This is a genomic window from Hymenobacter lucidus, assembly GCF_020447265.1.
Classification (GTDB): Bacteria; Bacteroidota; Bacteroidia; order Cytophagales; family Hymenobacteraceae; genus Hymenobacter; species Hymenobacter lucidus.
Genome location: NZ_JAJADR010000001.1, coordinates 762,277 through 779,324, shown reverse-complemented (window position 1 = coordinate 779,324; position 17,048 = coordinate 762,277). Strand labels below are relative to the sequence as shown.

Genomic DNA, 17,048 nt, shown 5'->3' with positions numbered 1-17,048 from the left:
CTAAGTATTCTTAACTGAAAAGCCCTTTTCCGTAGCAACGGAAAAGGGCTTTCTGGTCAAAGGGCATGACTACCTGCGCAGAGGACGGATTGCTTCGCCAGCTCGCAATGACACATTGCTCACATTGCTCACATTCAACCACATTAATTTTAGCACATTAACCCACATTACCTCCGGTTCCAGATTTCCCAGGAGGCTTCTGCTTGGAGGCCGAGCATTTCGAAGCCGTTTTTGGCTTGTGCGCCCTGCTCCAGGCCTTTGGCCATGAACAAGGTCTCGCTCGGGTTATAAATCAAGTCGTAGAGATAGTGCTGGGCTGAGAGGTGCTGGTACGGAATTGGGGGGCACTCGTCCATATTTGGGAAGGTGCCCAGCGGTGTGGTATTGATAATCAGGGAATGAGCCGACATGATGGCCGGCGTCAGGTCGTCGTAGGTGAGGCCGTGGCCCATTGGGTTGCGCGACACCAGCCAGTAGCGGATACCCAGCTCGCGTAGGGCCGCTTCCACCGCCTTCGACGAGCCGCCCGTACCCAGCACCAGGGCTCCGGCCTCGGCGCCGCGCAGCGGATAAAACCGCCGCAGCGACTCCCGGAAGCCGATGTAGTCGGTGTTGTGGCCCACGCGGCGGTTGTCGGCCGTAAACTCGATGACGTTGACGGCCCCAATACGGGCGGCCGACGGCGCTACTTCATCCAGATAAGGCCACACCTGCTCCTTGAACGGAATCGTGACGTTGAGCCCGCGCAGTTCCGGAGTACTCTCCATCAGCGCGGTCAGCTCCCGGATGCTGGGCAGCTCAAACAGGCTGTAGGTGCAGTCGTCGAGCCCCAGCGTTTCAAATTTCTGGGTGAAGTAGGCCTGAGAGAAAGAGTGTTCGAGCTTCAGCCCGATAAGTCCAAACTGCCGCATAAGAATGACAAGGAATAGCGTCCCGAAAAAACAAAAAAACCGCCCCAAAGCCTGAGCATCGGGGCGGTTTTTGAAAAAATAAATGCAACTACCAGCTTATGCCGCAGCCGAATTGCCGCTTAGCTTCTCCTTCAGGAATTGAAAAGCCGGGGGCAGAATTGAGAACAGGATGATGCCGTAAATCACGTACGTGAAGTTGTGCTGCACCCACGGAATGTTGCCCAGAAAGAAGCCCGCCAGCGTGAGCGAAAACACCCAGAGCAGCGCCCCAGCAATGCTGTAGCCAATGAAGAAGCTGTATTTCATGGTGCCCACGCCCGCCACGAACGGCGCAAACGTGCGCACAATGGGAATAAAGCGGGCCATGATGATGGTTTTGCCGCCGTGTTTGGCGTAAAAGGCCTGGGTTTGCTCCAGGTACTTACGCTTCAGAAACCGGAAATCTTCCCGGAACACGCGCGGCCCCAGGTAGTCGCCCACGAAGTAGTTGAGGTTGTCGCCCAGAAAAGCCGCCGCAATCAGCAGTGGAATCAAGTAAACGATGTTGAGCAGCGTATCGGGCGAGCCGGCGGCTACGGGCTGGGCGGCCAGGGTGCCGGCCACAAACAGCAGCGAGTCGCCGGGCAGGAAGGGCAGCACAATTACGCCGGTTTCGGTGAAGATGATCAGGAACAGGATCAGGTAAATCAGGTTGCCATACTCACCCACGAGCAGCTTAAGATGCACGTCGAGGTGCAGGATAATGTCGAGAAAATGCTTAATCAGCTCCATTGAGGAAGGTAGGTGAGAGAAATGACTGGACTGTAGCCGGCAAATATCCCACAAAGAAAACAGGCTGCCGGGAAAGTGGCAGCCTGTCAGGGTAATTTGAGTTGATTTATTCCCGCCAAGAGCCTTGGCGTAGGCGGCAGTGCTACCGGCCCTTCACCACGGCCCGGATGATATCGTCCTGCACTTCCACGAGGTAGCGTGGGTCGTGGGCCTGAATGAACTCGGTGAGGGCGGCAATGGTCGGGTAGTCGCCCTGACCCACGAAGCAGCGGGCATCATCAATCAGCAGTACGTGAGCAAAGCGCGGGCCCTGGGCGAAGATGGCCTCCAGCTCCTCATAAATCGGGCACTCTTTGCTGCCCTGGGCCGTGTCGCCGGCCGAGTAGTGCCCATCGAGCCAGAACACGGCCGGCCGGTCGAGCACCCGCATGATGCGGGGCAGCACGGCTCCACTGTCGCCCTGATAAATGGTAACCTGGGGCGACTTGCGGAACCGGTAGCAAGCCTTTTCATACAGCTCTTGGCTTAGCTCAATGGAAATCAGCCGGTCGAAGTTCTTCAGCTGGGCCTCAATCATGTCGCCGCGGAAAGTGCCGGTTTCCACCAGAATCGGGCAGTTGAAGCGGCGCTGGTACTCGGCAATAACTGTTTGCTTCACCTGGTGAGGCGGCGGCAGCGGGCGGCCGTCCTGTTCCCAGTTGCGCACAATCACGTCGCGCAGATACCGGTTCATCAACGATTTGGCCAGATTACGAGTCTGCTCTGGCAGTGCGGGGCGTGCGAGTGTGTGCATAGGAAGCAGGGTTGGATAAATGACTACACAGGATTGAGTTCAAACAAAGGCATTAGCACTGCGGCCAGCCATGCGCTTTGTTTAGTTCAATCAAATATAATCATTGTGATATTATATCCAACTTTTTCTCCCGCTTATTTCTATGCACTTACGCTAGCTGCCGGTTCCCGTCGCGCTTACCCGCCACACGGTGTTGCCAGCATCATCAGCCACCAGCATAGCGCCATCGGGCAACACGGTAACGCCCACAGGCCGGCCATACACCTCTTTCGTGGCTTCATCGGCAACAAAGCCCGTGACGAAGTCTTCCATTTTTCCAGCCGGCTTTCCCTTCGCAAAAGGCACGAACACGACCTTATACCCCGAGAAGCTCGACCGATTCCAGGAGCCGTGCTGCCCGATGAAGGCCCCGCTGCGGTACCGCGCCGGGAAGCGCTGCTGGTCGTAGAAGGCCAGGCCCAGCGAGGCCGTGTGGGGGCCCAGCGCCACATCCGGCACTACGGTTTTCTTTACCAGATCAGGCGCTTCGCCCTTGCGGCGCGGGTCTTCGTGGGTGCCGAAGTAAGCGTAGGGCCAGCCGTAGAACGCGCCGGGCTGCACGCTGGTCAGGTAGTCGGGCACTAACTCGTCGCCCAGCTCGTCGCGCTCGTTCACAGCCGTCCAGAGCGTGTTGGTGCCGGGCGCCCAGGCCATGCCCACGGGGTTGCGCAAGCCGGCAGCGTATATTTTCTCGCCGGTGCCGTCAGGATTAATTTCCAGCACGTTAGCCCGGCGCACTTCTTTATCCATGCCGTTTTCGCCCACATTAGAGCCCGAGCCCACGGAAATATAGATTTTGGCGCCGTCAGCCGACGCCAGCAGATTGCGGGTCCAGTGGTTGTTGTAGCCACCGGCGGGCAAATCTAGTATTTTCTGGCCGGGGCCGGTGATTTTCGTCTGGCCCGGCGTGTAGGCGTAGCGCAGCACACCGTCGGTGTTGGCCACGTAGAAGTAGTTACCTAGCACCAGCATACCCAGCGGCTGGTTGAGGCCGCTGAGGAAGGTTTCGCGCACGTCGGGCTTGCCATCCTGGTTGGTGTCGCGGAGCAGCGTAATGCGGTTGGCGCTGGTTGGCTTCAACGATTTGGACGGGTCGAGGTCCAGAGCGGCGGCAATTTTCTTCTTAGTATCGGTTGGCACCGTGTTAGACTCGGCTACCAGCACGTCGCCATTGGGCGTCACGTATATCCAGCGCGGACTATTAAAATTGGCCGCATACTGGCTGATAGTAAAGCCGGCCGGCACCGTGGGCGTGCGGCCCGCCGGCCAGCCAATGACCTTGCTGCGCTTCGTCACCGACTTGGTGGCGTAGGGCGCGGGCAAATCGACGGGAGCGGCGGCCGTGGCTACGGTATCGGCGGGCGTATCGGCCTGGGCTTGGGCTTTTTCCTGTTTCGACGGACCGCCGCAGGCTACCAGCAGTGCCAGCAGTGATAATGGGGAAATATACTTGCTCATTACGGCTCAAGGAAATAAGAACAACAAAAAACCGGCTCCGCTGGCGTACTGCTCAGTCGGGCCGGTTCTTTCCTACTTCATCCAGACAAGTTTGTTGTGCGGATGCTGCGCAAATTGCTCGTTTTGTCTCTTAGCGGCTTGGAGTAGCAATGGGCTTACCGGGCAGAATATCCATCTTCAGGTCAAGCTTCATGTCGCTGAAAGAGGATGTAACGGAGGAGGTGTAGGCTTTGTCGGTCACTTCCAGAATATGCACGGTCAGCACGGCATCGGGGGGCAGCTCATATTCGCGGCTACCTTTCAGAGTTTTCACGAACCGCAGCTCATAAGTGCAGTCGTCCAGCCATTTTACTGAGTACAGCAGCTTGAGCTTGCCCGCTTCGGCGGTTTCAATCTGGGAATCGGGGCCACGCTCCACAAAGGAATCCTGGGATACTTTATCATCGCTCGGCACCCGAAAATGGCCCGTGCGCACGGTACGGCACGCAGCAGGCGAGGCTTGCTGGGCCTGCGCCGCGCCACCAAAGGCAAGCAGCGCAACAGTCAGAAGTAGTTTTTGTAGCAAATCAGGAGGGAATGAAGGGCCGAAGAAAGCCGAAACTAGTGGATAAAATCCGGTTGTCACAGGGAGCTGCCCCAGGCTCAAAAAGAAAGCCCGGCGCTACTCGTAGCGCCGGGCTGTAGCCGGTGGTAGCCTTCGGTCCTTACCCGCGGGGCATCGACGTGCCGGGCTTGCCGCTCGGCTTCTCGGGCTTGAAGTCGTCGTCGACGGCCTCCATGTCCAGGAACTGCGTGAACGTGTCGCCGCGCAAACCCAGACGGATAGTTTCAAGTGACACCACTTCGTTGGGCGCAATGTTGCCCAGGTTCACGTTGGCCCCGAGCAGCTTAATAAACCACACTTGCTGAGCTTTCTGCGGGGCTTCCCACAGGATTTTCTCGAACGGAATTTGGGTTAGAATTTCCTCCACCAGGCCTGAGCGAACTTCACCAGTACTGCGGAACAAGCCCACGTTGCCAGCCTCGCGGGCCTCCCCGATTACCTTGATGGCTCCGGCTTCGAGCTCGGTTTTCATCTGCGAAATCCACTTGTAGGGCGGAATAATCTTTTCCGCATCCTTCGAGCCTACTTCGCTCAGCACCTTCACCTCCTGGGCCAGGGTGCGAATGTATTCCAGCTTCCGGTCGTGCTTCAGGTCAATCGAGCCGTCGGACACCTCGGCGTACTCCATGCCGAAATCGGCGAGCAGGCGGCGGTAGTCGTCGAACTGGTTGCGGATGATAAAGGCTTCAAACAGCGTACCGCCGAAATACACCGGAATACCGGCTTCCTTGTACACTTCCAGCTTCTTTTTCAGATTGGGTACAACGTAGGAAGTGGCCCAGCCCAGCTTGACGATATCGGTATACTCGGCACCTACTTCCAGAAAGTTTTCTACTTCCCGGATGCTCAGGCCCTTGTCCATTACCATCGTGTAGCCTTGTTCGCGCGGCTTGCTGGTGCGTTCGGGGAGGTTGTTGAGGCTGTAATTCATTCGTTGGATCTTGTTTAGAATGCAAGGTTCTTGGGCGCCTGGCGGCCTGCAGATACCGATAGTCCGCTGAGCACCGGGGCAAAAGTACGCCCGAATTCTATAATGGCCGGAAATGAAATCGGGGTTCTGAATATTGCTCGGTGCCCCGACGCAAGGCGTCAGAATAACGGACAATATTCAGAACCCCGAAAGGCCGGTATGGGCTTGTTACTTCCGGTACTGGTCAATCAGGCGGGCCAGGGCCCGCTGCGACTCTAGTTCGGGGAAGTACTCAAACAGCAGCCGGTGCTTGTCGAAATCCAGTACCAGCGCGTTTTCCAGGTTTTCATAGGCCTCGCGGTAGCGGCCGGCGGCCAGCAGGTAAGCACACAGCCGGTAATGCAGTTCAGCCTCGGCGGGCTGAATTTCCACCGCGTTGCGCATCAGGTCGATGGCCCCGTCAAAGTTGCCCTGCTCGTAGAGAATGATGCTCCAGTTCAGCCAGGCATCCTTACTGTCGGGCGCTACCTGAGTGGCTTTGTCGTAGCATTCCAGGGCACTTACTACCGCTCCTATTTGGTATTCGGCAGCAGCCAGGGCCAGCCAGTATTCCACGCTGTCTTCGTACAAAGCCACGGCCTTGCGGAAGAAGTGGATGGCTTCAAACCATCGTTCCTGCGCGTTGAGCACGATACCGATACCAAACCAAGCCTCGTCCATCGTCTGATCCAGGTCGATGGCGTGCTGGTAGTTGCGGCGGGCCAGGTCCCATTCGCCCAGCTTCTCGTGGCACTCCCCGATGTTGCAGAGCGCCTCGGGCGTAGGCTCGTCTTTCTCGTAGCTGAGGTGAAACTCAGCAATAGCCTCGCGGTACTTTTCCTGGCCCACGTAGGTGCTGGCCAGAAAGCCGTGGGCATCGTAGAATTTGCCATCAATCAGGATGGCGTACTCAAAGGCGGCCACGGCCTCGTCGAAAGCGCCGGACCGGAAATAGGCCTGCCCCAGGTTGTACCAGGCAATAGCCGAATATGGGTCTTCGTCGGTAAAGCGGCGGAAAAACTCCAGGTTCTTCTCCAGCCGCTCCGAAATTTCGAGGCAATAGAGCAGCTCCTGCACCGCAATATCGTTGTCGGGGTTTAGGCGCAGGCTCATCTTATAGTACTTGGCCGCACTTTTGAATTTCTGCCAGCTCTGGTAGGCCAGGCCCAGGTTGAAATAGATATCATCCCGGTCGGGGGCCCGCTCGGAAGCGTCGCGGAAGAAGTCGACGGCCTGGGCAAAGTCGCCCTTCTGGGTGGCAATAATGCCGCGCGTCACGGCCACATCAGGGTTGGTAGGGTCCAACTGGGCTACGGCTTCAATCTGCTCGGCAGCCGGCAGGTATTCACCCTTCATGGCCAGCACCTGGGCGCGGTCAATCAGCAGCTCGGTAGAGAAAGGGTACTGGGCAATAGCTGCCTCACACGCCTGTAAGGCCTTATCGTAGTGCGTAGTGGAAGTATAGTGGTCGATAATACTCTCAAAATCGGCCAGGTCAAAAAACACGGGCTCGTTGTCGGCTACCATCCGCTCAAACCGGCGTACGGTGTCCAGCACTTGCTCCTGGTCCTCAAAATTCTCGTTCATTCTCATTCTACTACAAGCAACGTAAAAAATGCCAGAAAGGCAGACTCCACGATTATTTTTTCAGACCGCTCCTCGCGGCGGCCCATCAGCCTAATATACAACAACCACACCGGACCCAAGGGAGTTCGGCTGCAGGCCCTGGCAGCACCACTGAATCGTTTCACTCAGGGGCCGGAACGCCAGTCCCGTAGCCTGCTGCACCTTTTGGCTCTGGTACACCACCGGCTTGCGGCCGGCCCGGGCCGTATCCTTCGTAATCAGGGGCCGGGCCCCGGTGAGCACCGAGCGGGCGTATTCGGCCCGCCAGATTACTTCGGCCGCCCAGTCGGGCACGGCAATGCGGGGGGCTTTGCGGCCAAAGCAGGCGGCGGCCTGGGTTAGAAAGTCGTGCAGCGGCACGGCCCCGGCACTCAGAATAAACCGCTCCCCGGCAATGCTGGTCTCCAGCGTCAGGCGCAGCATGGCAGCTACCACGTCGCGCACGTCCACAAAATTAATATTCCCGGGCGTATAAAAGGCGTGCTGGTTGTAGGCATACCGAAACAGCCGCGTGCTGCTCCGCTCCCAGTCGGCCGGGCCCAGCACTACCGAAGGGTTTACCATCACGGCCTGCAGACCTTCAGCCACGCCGCGCCACACTTCCAGCTCGCCCAGGTACTTGGAGGCCGCGTAAGCTGCGTGGGCCGCGCCCAAGTCCCATTTGGCGTCCTCGGTCAGTAGTTGGGTGGTGCCGGGGTGCTGCTCGGCCGCCGCAGCTCCTCCGCCCAGCGCCGCCACCGACGACACGTGACAAAGCCGGATACCCGGCCGGTCGAGGCAGGCATCGACTATGTTGGCCGTGCCTTCCACGTTGATCTGCTGCAGGGCCGCCTCATCCTGGGGCGCGTACGACACTAGGCCAGCGCAGTGGAATACGTGGGTCACGCCTTCCAGTGCCCGACGGATGGCCAAGGCATCGAGCACGTCCCCTTCTACCCATTCCACTGCTTCAGCATTGGAAACGGAAGGAATGTGCTGGCGGTACAATGCCCGCACCTTGTGCCCCTGCGCCAGCAGTGCCGGAATCAGAAAGCTGCCAATCAGGCCGCTGCCACCAGTGACGAAAATCATATTCCCGGAATCAGTTCAGACAATGGTCCTCAACAACGGAATTCGCCGCTTGGGTTACAAGGAATTATTGAGCAGGGGCTGCGTCAGCACCTTTTTCAGGTAAGGGCTGGGCACTACTTTCTGCAGCAGCGTATCGGTGTGCTTCAGGTTGTGGGCATCGGTACCGAGCATATCCACCATGCCGGCGTCGATGAGCTTTTCGGCCACGCGCTTGGCTCCCGACGAGTAGTAGCCGGCCAGAGAATTCAGGTTTACCTGCAGCAATACCCCGTTTTCGCGCACTTTTTCGAGAGCCGGGAAACGACCGTAGAAGTACGTGTAGCGCTCCGGGTGGGCCAGCACCGGCTGGTAGCCCGCCGACTTCAGGTTGAAGACCGTTTCCTCGAAGTTGAAAGGCTCGTTGATGTAGGAGGTTTCGAAGAGCACGTACTTTTTGTCGCCGCCGAAGCTGAGCAGCGGCTCGGGGCCGTCAATCTTCTGCTGCAGCCACTCGTCGAGGTAATACTCGGCCGCGCACTCCAGTGCCACATCCGTAATTCCGGCGGCCGTAGCCGCATCCTGCAGCAGCTTAAGCGCCGCCCGCACCCCGGCCGGGGTGTTTTTGTAGAAGTCGCCCATGATATGGGGCGTCATAATGAGCTTGCGGTAGCCCAGGGCGCGCAGGGCCCGCAGCAGCTCCACCGACTCGGCCACCGTATCGGCACCATCATCGAGGCCGGGCAGCAGGTGGGAGTGCATATCTACTTCGAGCCCGGCCAGGGCGGCCACAGGAGTAGCCGGGGCCGAAGAGCTGCCAAAAAACCGGTCGAAGAAAGACGCCATGCGAAGGAAGTAAGCCGGCGTTAGGAGAAGCGCTTGCGCAAACGGGAGAACATACCGAGGGCTGGCTTGGTGTCTTCGTAATAGCCTTGGCCGTAGCCGTAGCCATACCCGTAGCCGTAGCCATACCCGTAGCCGTACATACCGCTGGCCGTCGAGTCGTTCAGAATGGCGCAGAGGCGGGTGAAGTTGTTGGCCCGAATCAGCTTGTTGATATTCTTGAGGAAGGTTTTCTTCGAGTAATTGGCCCGCACGATATAAATCGGAATATCGGCTTTGCGCATAATCAGGATACCATCCGTCACCAGCCCTACCGGCGGCGTGTCAATCAGAATCACGTCGTAGTGCTGGTAGAGCTCTTCCAGCATCTCGTCGAACTTGGCGCTCAGAATCAGTTCTGAGGGGTTGGGCGGCGTAGGGCCGGCCGAAATGAAGTCCAGCGTTGGGATGCTGGTATGCTGAATGCACTCCAGAATCGTGTGCTTTTCAATCAGGATGGTGCTGACACCCTTCACGTTTTCGGCCCCGAAGGCCAGGTTTACCTTCGGCTTGCGCATATCCAGGTCCAGAATGACCACGCGCTGCTCAGAAAGGGCAATAATACCACCCAGGTTTACCGTCACGAAGGTTTTGCCTTCCCCGGAAATAGTGGACGTTACCGAAATCAGCCGCTTCTTCTTGGCCGAGCTGATAAAGTCTAGGTTGGTTCGAATCGAGCGGATAGACTCGGAAATAGCCGATTTGGGGTTTTTGTCCACCACCAGCTTCGACACCATCATTTTTTCCTTGTCGTAGGTCGGAATTACGCCCAGCACCGAAGCGGAAGTAGAGCGTTCCAATTCGCGCACGTTGCTCACGGTGTTGTGCATAAAGTAGCGCACCGCCACCAGAGCCAGGCCCAGCGCAATGCCACCGGCTAGGCCAACGGCATAAATCATCATCCGCACCGGCGAGATGGGCGCGCCCGGCATGCTGGCCGGCGACAAAATCTGGAAGTCAGGCGTGGTACCGGCTTTAGCGATGCTGAACTCGACTTTCTTGTCCATCAGCATCAGGTAAGACTTCTCGTAGAGCTCAAATGGGCGCTTCAGACGAGCCAGTTCGGTTTCCTTCTGGGGCAAGGTCTGCAGCTGGGCGTTAAACTGGTCGCGCTGCCGGTTCATGGCCGCAATCTGCTTTTCCAGCAGCTGCCGGTGCTGTTGCAACAAGCGCCGGATGTTGTTCTTGACGTAGCTCAGCGCCGCTTGCTGCTGCTTCACAGCTTCCGTCGTCTCTTTGTAGGAGCGCAGCAGCCGGCTCAGGTTCCATTGCAGGCTATTCAGCTCTTCCAGCTGCTGGGTAAGCTGGCTATCCTCGATTTCAGCAATGCCCGGAATGCTTTGGGCCAACGTGGCGTCCTCGCTCTGCGTCAGGCGGCCTTGCTCCACCAGGGCGGTAATTTCACCGAGCAGCTGGGCCTTCTCAATCAGCTCCAAACGCTCTTTCTCCTGCTCCGCCAGCTTTTCGGTAATAGCAGCTACCTCGCCTTTGACGTCGTAGGTTTTGTTTTGCCGCACGAAAGCCTGCAGATTTTCTTCCGCTCCCTGCAGCCGCTCCTGGTTTTCGGCCAGCGTCTTGTCCAAAAACTGCAGCGTTTGCGCCGTGGCTTCCTGCTTCTTGGCGAGCTTTTCCTGCAGGTAAACAGTATCAATCTTATTGACAATATCCCGGGCTTTGGCCGGGTTAAAGTCCGTGAAGGCAATCTGAATGGTGTTAGCGTCCGGATTGACGATATCAACGCTCAGATTGGTATTGAGGTAGTTGTTTACCGCTCCATCATCGTTGATAATGAAATGGTAGTTTTTATCCCGGCTCTCGTCGTTCAGCTGGGGAGTGGCCGTTATTACCAGCTCCGCGCCAGGCATCACCACTGGCTGCCCCAACGTGTATTCGGCCGCTTTTTCCTGACCCATACTCAGGTAGGAAAGACGAAACTGCTGCGGTCCGGTGAAATTGAGCGTGAATTTGGTGTTGAAAAACCCCGGATCCTTGATTTTATAGTCTACCTTGAAGGGTGATACGCCATACAGCTCGGTTTCGAGCACGGTGCCTTCCACGTAATAATTTACGTTGAGCTCCAGCGAATCTTTAAGCCGCTCATAGATAATATTGGACTTGATCAGCTCCACTTCGCCCGACAGCTTATTGAGGCTGCTGGCTCCTACAGCCTGGCCCAGCGGGCCGTCGAGCCCAAGCGCGCCGGCTTCTGTCTTCTCATCAATCTTGAGCAGCGACGTGGATTTGTATACCGGTTTGGTGTAGCGCAGCAACAGCCAGGAAGCCGACAGGCCCAGGGCAATCAACAGAACAATCCAGAGCAGACTCCGGCGGGCAACCAGCAGTAAAGTGGCAATATCCAGACCGCCATCTTCGTCTTCCGCCGCATTAGGTTCGGCGCCGCCAGCACTGCGAATAAGTTCTTCCAGCTCAGCGTTTTCGTTTACTGCCATTCCGTGGTTACAAGTTAGTATCAGCGCCTGATCGGACCCGGTGCCTTCTACGCATCCGACCCGACTGCTTACTACCTATTTAATAAGATCTTTTACCAAGATGTAGGTTGTCAGCAGACCTGCTACGCCTCCAATCAGGCCAAACACTGACCCTGCATCAGAAAGTGCCGCAAAGAAGGGCCGGCGCACCGATTCGATGTAGACCACATCATTAGGCTCCACCTGCAGGTTAGCCCGGCGCATTCCCTCGATGGTGGACAAGTCAATCACCTGGACCTGCGGATTACGCAAATCACCCCGAATCAGCCGGATGTTATAAGAACGACCGCCACCGATGCCATTGGCCCCACCGCCACCGCCAACATTGTTGCCCTCCAAACCACCTGCCGAGGCTATTACTTCGAGCAAGTTCATGTTATCGTTATACATCGGAATAACCTGCCCGCCGGGTGCGCCCAACACGATAATTCTGTTGTTGGTAACCCGGGTAGCCACGTACGAGTCCTTGTAGAACACGTCGTACTTGGTTTTGAGCAGGCTGTCGGCTTCGAGCAGGGTCAGGCCGCTTACCTTCACCATGTTTACCATCGGCAGATTCACAAAGCCGCTGGCCTGCACCAGAAACTCGCTGTTGCCGGGAGCTTGCCCAGTTTGCGCCCCCCGATTGGCTCCGCCCCCATTACGATTGGCTCCCGAAGTCTGGCCCAGCCGGCTGGTGCTGCCGCTGGTAGTATTCATGCCTCCTCCGGGCGCGCCAAATTGCAGCTCACCATTCGGATCCAGAATCCGCTCCCCTTTGTTGGTATAAACTCGCACATCCAGATAATCATTGGGCTGAATGACGTAGTTGCGAGTGGTGCGGCCAACCAGCGTCCGCAGCTTCATTGTATCAACACCTTCTCCGGTAGGAGTACTGAACATGACGTTTTGCCGGTAGTACCTGCCAGTGGTGCAGGACGAAAACAGGACGGCGAAGGGCGCGCACAGCAGCCAGAGGCGCAAAAGGCGGGATAAAGCGGTTTGTTGCATGCAGGCTGGGTAAGCCGAAAATCTAGTTCGAAAGCAATGGGAACGACCTGTTTACGCAAGTGCATTTCCTCCTAAAAAACCTTCAAAGTAACCGAATTGGCACGCCCTTTCAAAATCGGGCCGGGCCGGGCCGGAAACTAGCTGGCTTCTCTGCGGCTAAAATCGTACTTTCGCAAACCCAAAACCGGGCCTCACCGGTTATTCCCTACCTCTCCCACCCAACTGCTTTCTTCATGGAACTTGTAGCCACCGAAAATCAAACAATGATTGCCCAGATGGTGCGCGACTTTGGCGCAACCCACATCAAACCCGACATGATGAAGTGGGACGAAAGCCAGGAGTTTCCCATCGAAATTTTTAAAAAGCTGGGTGAGTTGGGGCTGATGGGCGTGCTCGTTCCCCAGGAATACGGCGGGTCAGGCTTCGGCTACGTGGAATACGTGACGGCCATTGCCGAGCTGTCCAAGATTGACGGCAGCATCGGCCTGAGCATGGCGGCTCATAACTCGCTCTGCACGGGCCACATCCTGCAGTTCGGCTCGGAAGAGCAGAAGCGCAAGTGGCTGCCCAAGCTGGCCTCGGCCGAGTGGATTGGCGCCTGGGGCCTCACCGAGCCCAATACCGGCTCGGACGCCGGCAACATGCGCACCGTAGCCGTGGAAGACGGCGACGACTACATCCTGAACGGCGCCAAAAACTTCATTACCCACGGCAAAAGCAGCAGCATTGCCGTCGTTATTGCCCGCACCGGTGAAGTCGGCGACTCGCACGGCATGACGGCCTTCGTTATCGAGAAACCTACCGAAGGCTTTACCCACGGCCTGAAAGCCGACAAGCTGGGCATGCGCGCCTCCGAAACCACCGAGCTGATCTTCACCGACTGCCGCGTACCGAAAGCCAACATTTTGGGCAAAGTCGGCGAAGGCTTCATTCAGTCGATGAAGGTGCTTGACGGCGGCCGGATTTCTATTGCGGCTTTGTCATTGGGCATCGCGCAGGGGGCTTTCGAGGCGGCGTTGCAGTATTCACAGGAGCGCCACCAGTTCAACCAGCCGATTTCCAACTTCCAGGGTATTTCTTTCAAGCTGGCCGACATGGCTACCGAAATTGAGGCGGCTTCGCTGCTCACCTACCGCGCCGCCGATATGAAAGACCGGGGCCTGAACGTGAACCAGGAGTCGGCAATGGCCAAGCTTTACGCCTCGGAAGTGTGCGTGCGTTGCGCCAACGAAGGCGTACAGATTTTTGGGGGCTACGGCTATACCAAAGACTACCCCGCCGAGAAATACTACCGCGACGCTAAGCTCTGCACCATTGGCGAGGGCACTTCCGAGATTCAGAAGCTCGTTATTGCCCGTACTTTGCTGAAGTAATCAAAGCAACTTGACAAGGGCTTGCACAGTAAGAAAGAGCCTGTTATCTTTGCGACCCCTAAAGAAGAAGTTTTTCATTCCAACTGAGCATATGATCATCGTCCAGATTAAGGATAACGAGTCTGTTGACCGTGCCTTGAAGCGTTTTAAGAAAAAGTTTGAGCGCACCGGCGTTCTGAAAGAGCTGCGTCGTCGCACCTTCTTCCAGAAGCCTTCGGTTACCAAGCGTAAGCAGAAGGAAAAGGCTGTGTACAAGCAGACGATGTACGCCACCGACAACTACTAGGAAGCAGTTAGCTGCTAGCTACGATTTAACCGCCTGATTTGCTTTTCGAAGCGAATCAGGCGGTTTTTTCGCGTTCGTACTTTCCAAGATAATTCCATACATTGGGTATCCGGCCTTAGCGGTACGGCACCCGGTAGTATGGAATTATTTTTTGATTTTCTGCGGTTCGAACGACGCTACAGCCCGCATACCGTGCTGTCGTACCAAACGGACCTGCGGCAGTTTACGGACTATCTGAAAGCCACTTACGAGCTGGAAAACCCTGCGCAGGCCGACCACACCCTGATTCGGTCCTGGGTAGTGACGCTGATGCAGCAGCAGTTGGACCCGCGCACCGTGAACCGCAAGATTGCCTGCCTGCGCTCCTACTACAAGTTTTTGCTGCGCACCGGCGAGGTCAGCAAAAACCCGATGCTGCGCATCAAGTCGCCGAAAGTAGCCAAGAAGCTGCCCGACTTCGTGCCCGAAGACTCGCTCAACGGCTTGCTGAACTCTTTCGAGTTTCCGCTCACCTTCGTCGGCTCCCGCGACCAACTGATTCTGGAACTGCTCTACGGCACTGGCATCCGGCTTTCCGAGCTCATCGGTATCAAGCACGAAGACTTGAGCCTGAGCGGCAAAACGGTGCGCGTGACGGGTAAAGGCAACAAGCAGCGCATCGTACCGCTGAACCCCACCCTGCTTATAGTGCTAGAGCGCTATATAGCGCAAAAGCAGGTTCAATTTGGTGCTGCCGACAACGCCCGCGGGCCCCTCCTCGTTACGGATAAGCTGGAGCCACTCTATGAAAAGCTCGTGTATCGGACCGTGAAGCACTATTTAAGCCAGATAACGACTGCCTCTTCCCAGCAGCACCCGCACGTGCTGCGGCACTCCTTTGCCACCCATCTGCTCAGCAAAGGCGCTGACCTGAACGCTATTAAGGAGCTGCTTGGGCACGCCAATCTGGCCGCAACGCAGGTCTACACGCACTTATCGATTGATAAGCTCAAGTCAGTATTTGAGAAGGCCCATCCGAAGGCCTAAGTTGTTTCCCTTTTTTTCTACCCCAAACCCCTACGACCGATGAAAGTACAGATGCATTCGGTACACTTCGACGCCGACCAGAAACTGCTCGATTTCATCCAGAAACGCCTCGACAAGCTCGAAACCTTTTATGACCGTGTTACGGAAGGTGAGGTAATTCTGAAACTCAACAATAAAGACGGCATTGACAACAAAACCGTCGAAATCAAATTGCTTATTCCGGGCACCATCCTCTTCAGTCAGGAAGATGCCGCCTCCTTCGAAGCTGCTGCCGATGCCGCTACTGAGAGCCTGCGCCGCCAGATTACCAAACACAAAGAGAAAGTAACCAGCCACTAATTCTCGTGGATTAGCCGCAACAAAAAGCCCCGCCAGACGAATCTGGCGGGGCTTTTTGTTGTTACTCAGAGTTTCGGCTACAGACCAAACTCAGCCTTGATCCGGTCGACGTAGTCGAGCTTTTCCCAAGTGAAGGTTTCGAAGGTTTTGGTTTCGCCGGAAGCCATTTTCACTTCCTTGGTGCCCGGCGGGCGGCCCATGTGGCCGTAAGCCGCCGTTTCGGCGAAGATGGGGTTGCGCAGGCCGAAGCGCTGTACAATGGCGTAAGGGCGCATATCGAACAGCTTGCTGACCTTCTCGGCAATTTCGCCATCGGTGAGCAGCTGGCCGTTAGTGGCTTTGGCCTTGGTGGTACCGTAGGTAGTTACGTAGAGGCCCACGGGCTGGGCTACACCGATGGCGTAGGCAACCTGCACCAAGGCCTGGTCGGCTACGCCGGCGGCTACCAGGTTTTTGGCAATATGGCGCGTGGCATAGGCAGCCGAACGGTCTACTTTAGAAGAGTCCTTGCCAGAGAAGGCGCCGCCGCCGTGGGCACCTTTACCACCGTAAGTATCCACGATGATCTTGCGGCCGGTGAGGCCCGAGTCGCCGTGGGGGCCACCGATGACGAACTTGCCGGTGGGGTTGATGTGGTAGGTAATCTGGTCGGTGAAGAGGCTTTGGGTGGCGGCATCGAGGCCGGCTTTTACCCGGGGCACCAGAATGTGGCGGATGTCTTCCGAAATCTGAGCCAGCATTTTCTCTTCTGACTCGTCGAATTCGTCGTGCTGGGTACTTACCACGATGGTGTCGATGGCCTCGGGCGTGTTGTCGTCGGCGTAGCGAATCGTGACCTGGCTTTTGGCATCGGGCCGCAGGTAGGTCATTTCCTGGCCTGCCTTGCGGATTTTGGCCAGCTCATCGAGCAGACGATGCGAGAGGTCGAGGGCCAGGGGCATGTAGTTGGCCGTTTCCTTGGTGGCGTAGCCGAACATCATACCCTGGTCGCCGGCACCCTGCTCTTCGTCGCTGGCGCGCTCCACACCCTGATTGATGTCGGGCGACTGCTCGTGCAGGCGGTTCATCACCTCGCAGGTATCGGCATTGAACAGGTACTCAGGCTTGTTATAGCCAATACGGCTGATAACGCCCCGCACAATTGGCTCGGCATCGACGTGGGCCGTAGACTTAATTTCGCCGGCTACCAACGCAAAATCGGTGGTGACGAGTGTTTCGCAGGCAACTTTAGAAGCTGGATCCTGGCGCAGGTATTCGTCGAGGATGGCGTCAGAAATTTGGTCGGCTACTTTATCGGGGTGGCCTTCCGAAACGGATTCGGAGGTGAATAGATACGGCATCAGAGTTCGATCTAGCGACTGGGGTCGAGAATAAGGCCCGCTACCTGCCTATGCGCAGGGCGCGGGCCGCAAAGCTAACTAAAAAGGTGAAGGTAGCGAGGGTGAATATACCGGCGGTTCTCAAC

General features: G+C 56.9%; 16 protein-coding genes. 4 read left to right on the top strand and 12 right to left on the bottom strand.

The features are described 5' to 3' along the window. Nucleotides 1-167 precede the first annotated feature (167 nt). The 11 genes from LGH74_RS03215 to LGH74_RS03165 all read right to left on the bottom strand — a co-directional run bounded on the left by LGH74_RS03215 (nt 168) and on the right by LGH74_RS03165 (nt 12,559). The gene (locus LGH74_RS03215) at nt 168-911 is read right to left on the bottom strand and encodes a shikimate dehydrogenase family protein (RefSeq protein WP_226171843.1); all 744 of its coding nucleotides are present in this window, start codon (nt 909-911) and stop codon (nt 168-170) included. 96 nt (nt 912-1,007) lie between these two features. Continuing rightward, a complete protein-coding gene (locus tag LGH74_RS03210; RefSeq protein ID WP_226171840.1) occupies nt 1,008-1,682 on the bottom strand; it encodes a DedA family protein in 675 nt (224 codons plus the stop codon). A gap of 142 nt (nt 1,683-1,824) precedes the next feature. Continuing rightward, nucleotides 1,825-2,475 (bottom strand): hypothetical protein, encoded by a 651-nt coding sequence (locus LGH74_RS03205; RefSeq protein ID WP_226171836.1) that lies wholly within the window; start codon nt 2,473-2,475, stop codon nt 1,825-1,827. Nucleotides 2,476-2,628: 153 nt separating this feature from the next. Beyond that, complete coding sequence (locus LGH74_RS03200) at nt 2,629-3,972, bottom strand: PQQ-dependent sugar dehydrogenase (RefSeq protein WP_226171833.1); 1,344 nt, start codon at nt 3,970-3,972, stop codon at nt 2,629-2,631. Nucleotides 3,973-4,102: 130 nt separating this feature from the next. Continuing rightward, nucleotides 4,103-4,537 carry a hypothetical protein gene (locus LGH74_RS03195; RefSeq protein WP_226171830.1) on the bottom strand — a complete coding sequence of 145 codons (435 nt, stop codon included), beginning with the start codon at nt 4,535-4,537 and terminating at the stop codon, nt 4,103-4,105. Nucleotides 4,538-4,676: 139 nt separating this feature from the next. Then, nucleotides 4,677-5,507, bottom strand: coding sequence for a phosphosulfolactate synthase (locus LGH74_RS03190; protein ID WP_226171814.1), 831 nt, complete (start codon nt 5,505-5,507; stop codon nt 4,677-4,679). A gap of 207 nt (nt 5,508-5,714) precedes the next feature. Further along, the gene (locus LGH74_RS03185) at nt 5,715-7,112 is read right to left on the bottom strand and encodes a tetratricopeptide repeat protein (protein ID WP_226171812.1); all 1,398 of its coding nucleotides are present in this window, start codon (nt 7,110-7,112) and stop codon (nt 5,715-5,717) included. Nucleotides 7,113-7,202: 90 nt separating this feature from the next. Continuing rightward, the gene (locus LGH74_RS03180) at nt 7,203-8,222 is read right to left on the bottom strand and encodes an NAD-dependent epimerase/dehydratase family protein (protein WP_226171810.1); all 1,020 of its coding nucleotides are present in this window, start codon (nt 8,220-8,222) and stop codon (nt 7,203-7,205) included. A gap of 54 nt (nt 8,223-8,276) precedes the next feature. Beyond that, nucleotides 8,277-9,044, bottom strand: a complete 768-nt coding sequence (locus tag LGH74_RS03175; RefSeq protein ID WP_226171808.1) for a tyrosine-protein phosphatase — start codon at nt 9,042-9,044, stop codon at nt 8,277-8,279. Between the two features lie 20 nt (nt 9,045-9,064). After that, nucleotides 9,065-11,530 (bottom strand): GumC family protein, encoded by a 2,466-nt coding sequence (locus tag LGH74_RS03170; protein WP_226171806.1) that lies wholly within the window; start codon nt 11,528-11,530, stop codon nt 9,065-9,067. A 75-nt stretch (nt 11,531-11,605) separates the two neighbouring features. After that, nucleotides 11,606-12,559, bottom strand: coding sequence for a polysaccharide biosynthesis/export family protein (locus LGH74_RS03165; RefSeq protein ID WP_226171804.1), 954 nt, complete (start codon nt 12,557-12,559; stop codon nt 11,606-11,608). Nucleotides 12,560-12,792: 233 nt separating this feature from the next. Between LGH74_RS03165 and LGH74_RS03160 the strand changes: the two genes are divergently transcribed. The 4 genes from LGH74_RS03160 (at nt 12,793) to hpf (ending at nt 15,583) form a co-directional block, all read left to right on the top strand. Continuing rightward, a complete protein-coding gene (locus tag LGH74_RS03160; RefSeq protein WP_226171801.1) occupies nt 12,793-13,932 on the top strand; it encodes an acyl-CoA dehydrogenase family protein in 1,140 nt (379 codons plus the stop codon). Nucleotides 13,933-14,023: 91 nt separating this feature from the next. Next, on the top strand, nt 14,024-14,218 hold the full coding sequence (gene rpsU / locus LGH74_RS03155) for a 30S ribosomal protein S21 (protein ID WP_100337199.1): 195 nt from the start codon (nt 14,024-14,026) through the stop codon (nt 14,216-14,218). A gap of 138 nt (nt 14,219-14,356) precedes the next feature. Next, on the top strand, nt 14,357-15,244 hold the full coding sequence (locus LGH74_RS03150) for a tyrosine-type recombinase/integrase (protein ID WP_226171795.1): 888 nt from the start codon (nt 14,357-14,359) through the stop codon (nt 15,242-15,244). 39 nt (nt 15,245-15,283) lie between these two features. Further along, complete coding sequence (gene hpf, locus LGH74_RS03145) at nt 15,284-15,583, top strand: ribosome hibernation-promoting factor, HPF/YfiA family (RefSeq protein WP_226171793.1); 300 nt, start codon at nt 15,284-15,286, stop codon at nt 15,581-15,583. A 77-nt stretch (nt 15,584-15,660) separates the two neighbouring features. Here hpf and metK read toward each other — a convergent pair whose 3' ends face one another. Continuing rightward, complete coding sequence (metK, locus tag LGH74_RS03140; RefSeq protein WP_226171791.1) at nt 15,661-16,923, bottom strand: methionine adenosyltransferase; 1,263 nt, start codon at nt 16,921-16,923, stop codon at nt 15,661-15,663. Nucleotides 16,924-17,048 lie beyond the last annotated feature (125 nt).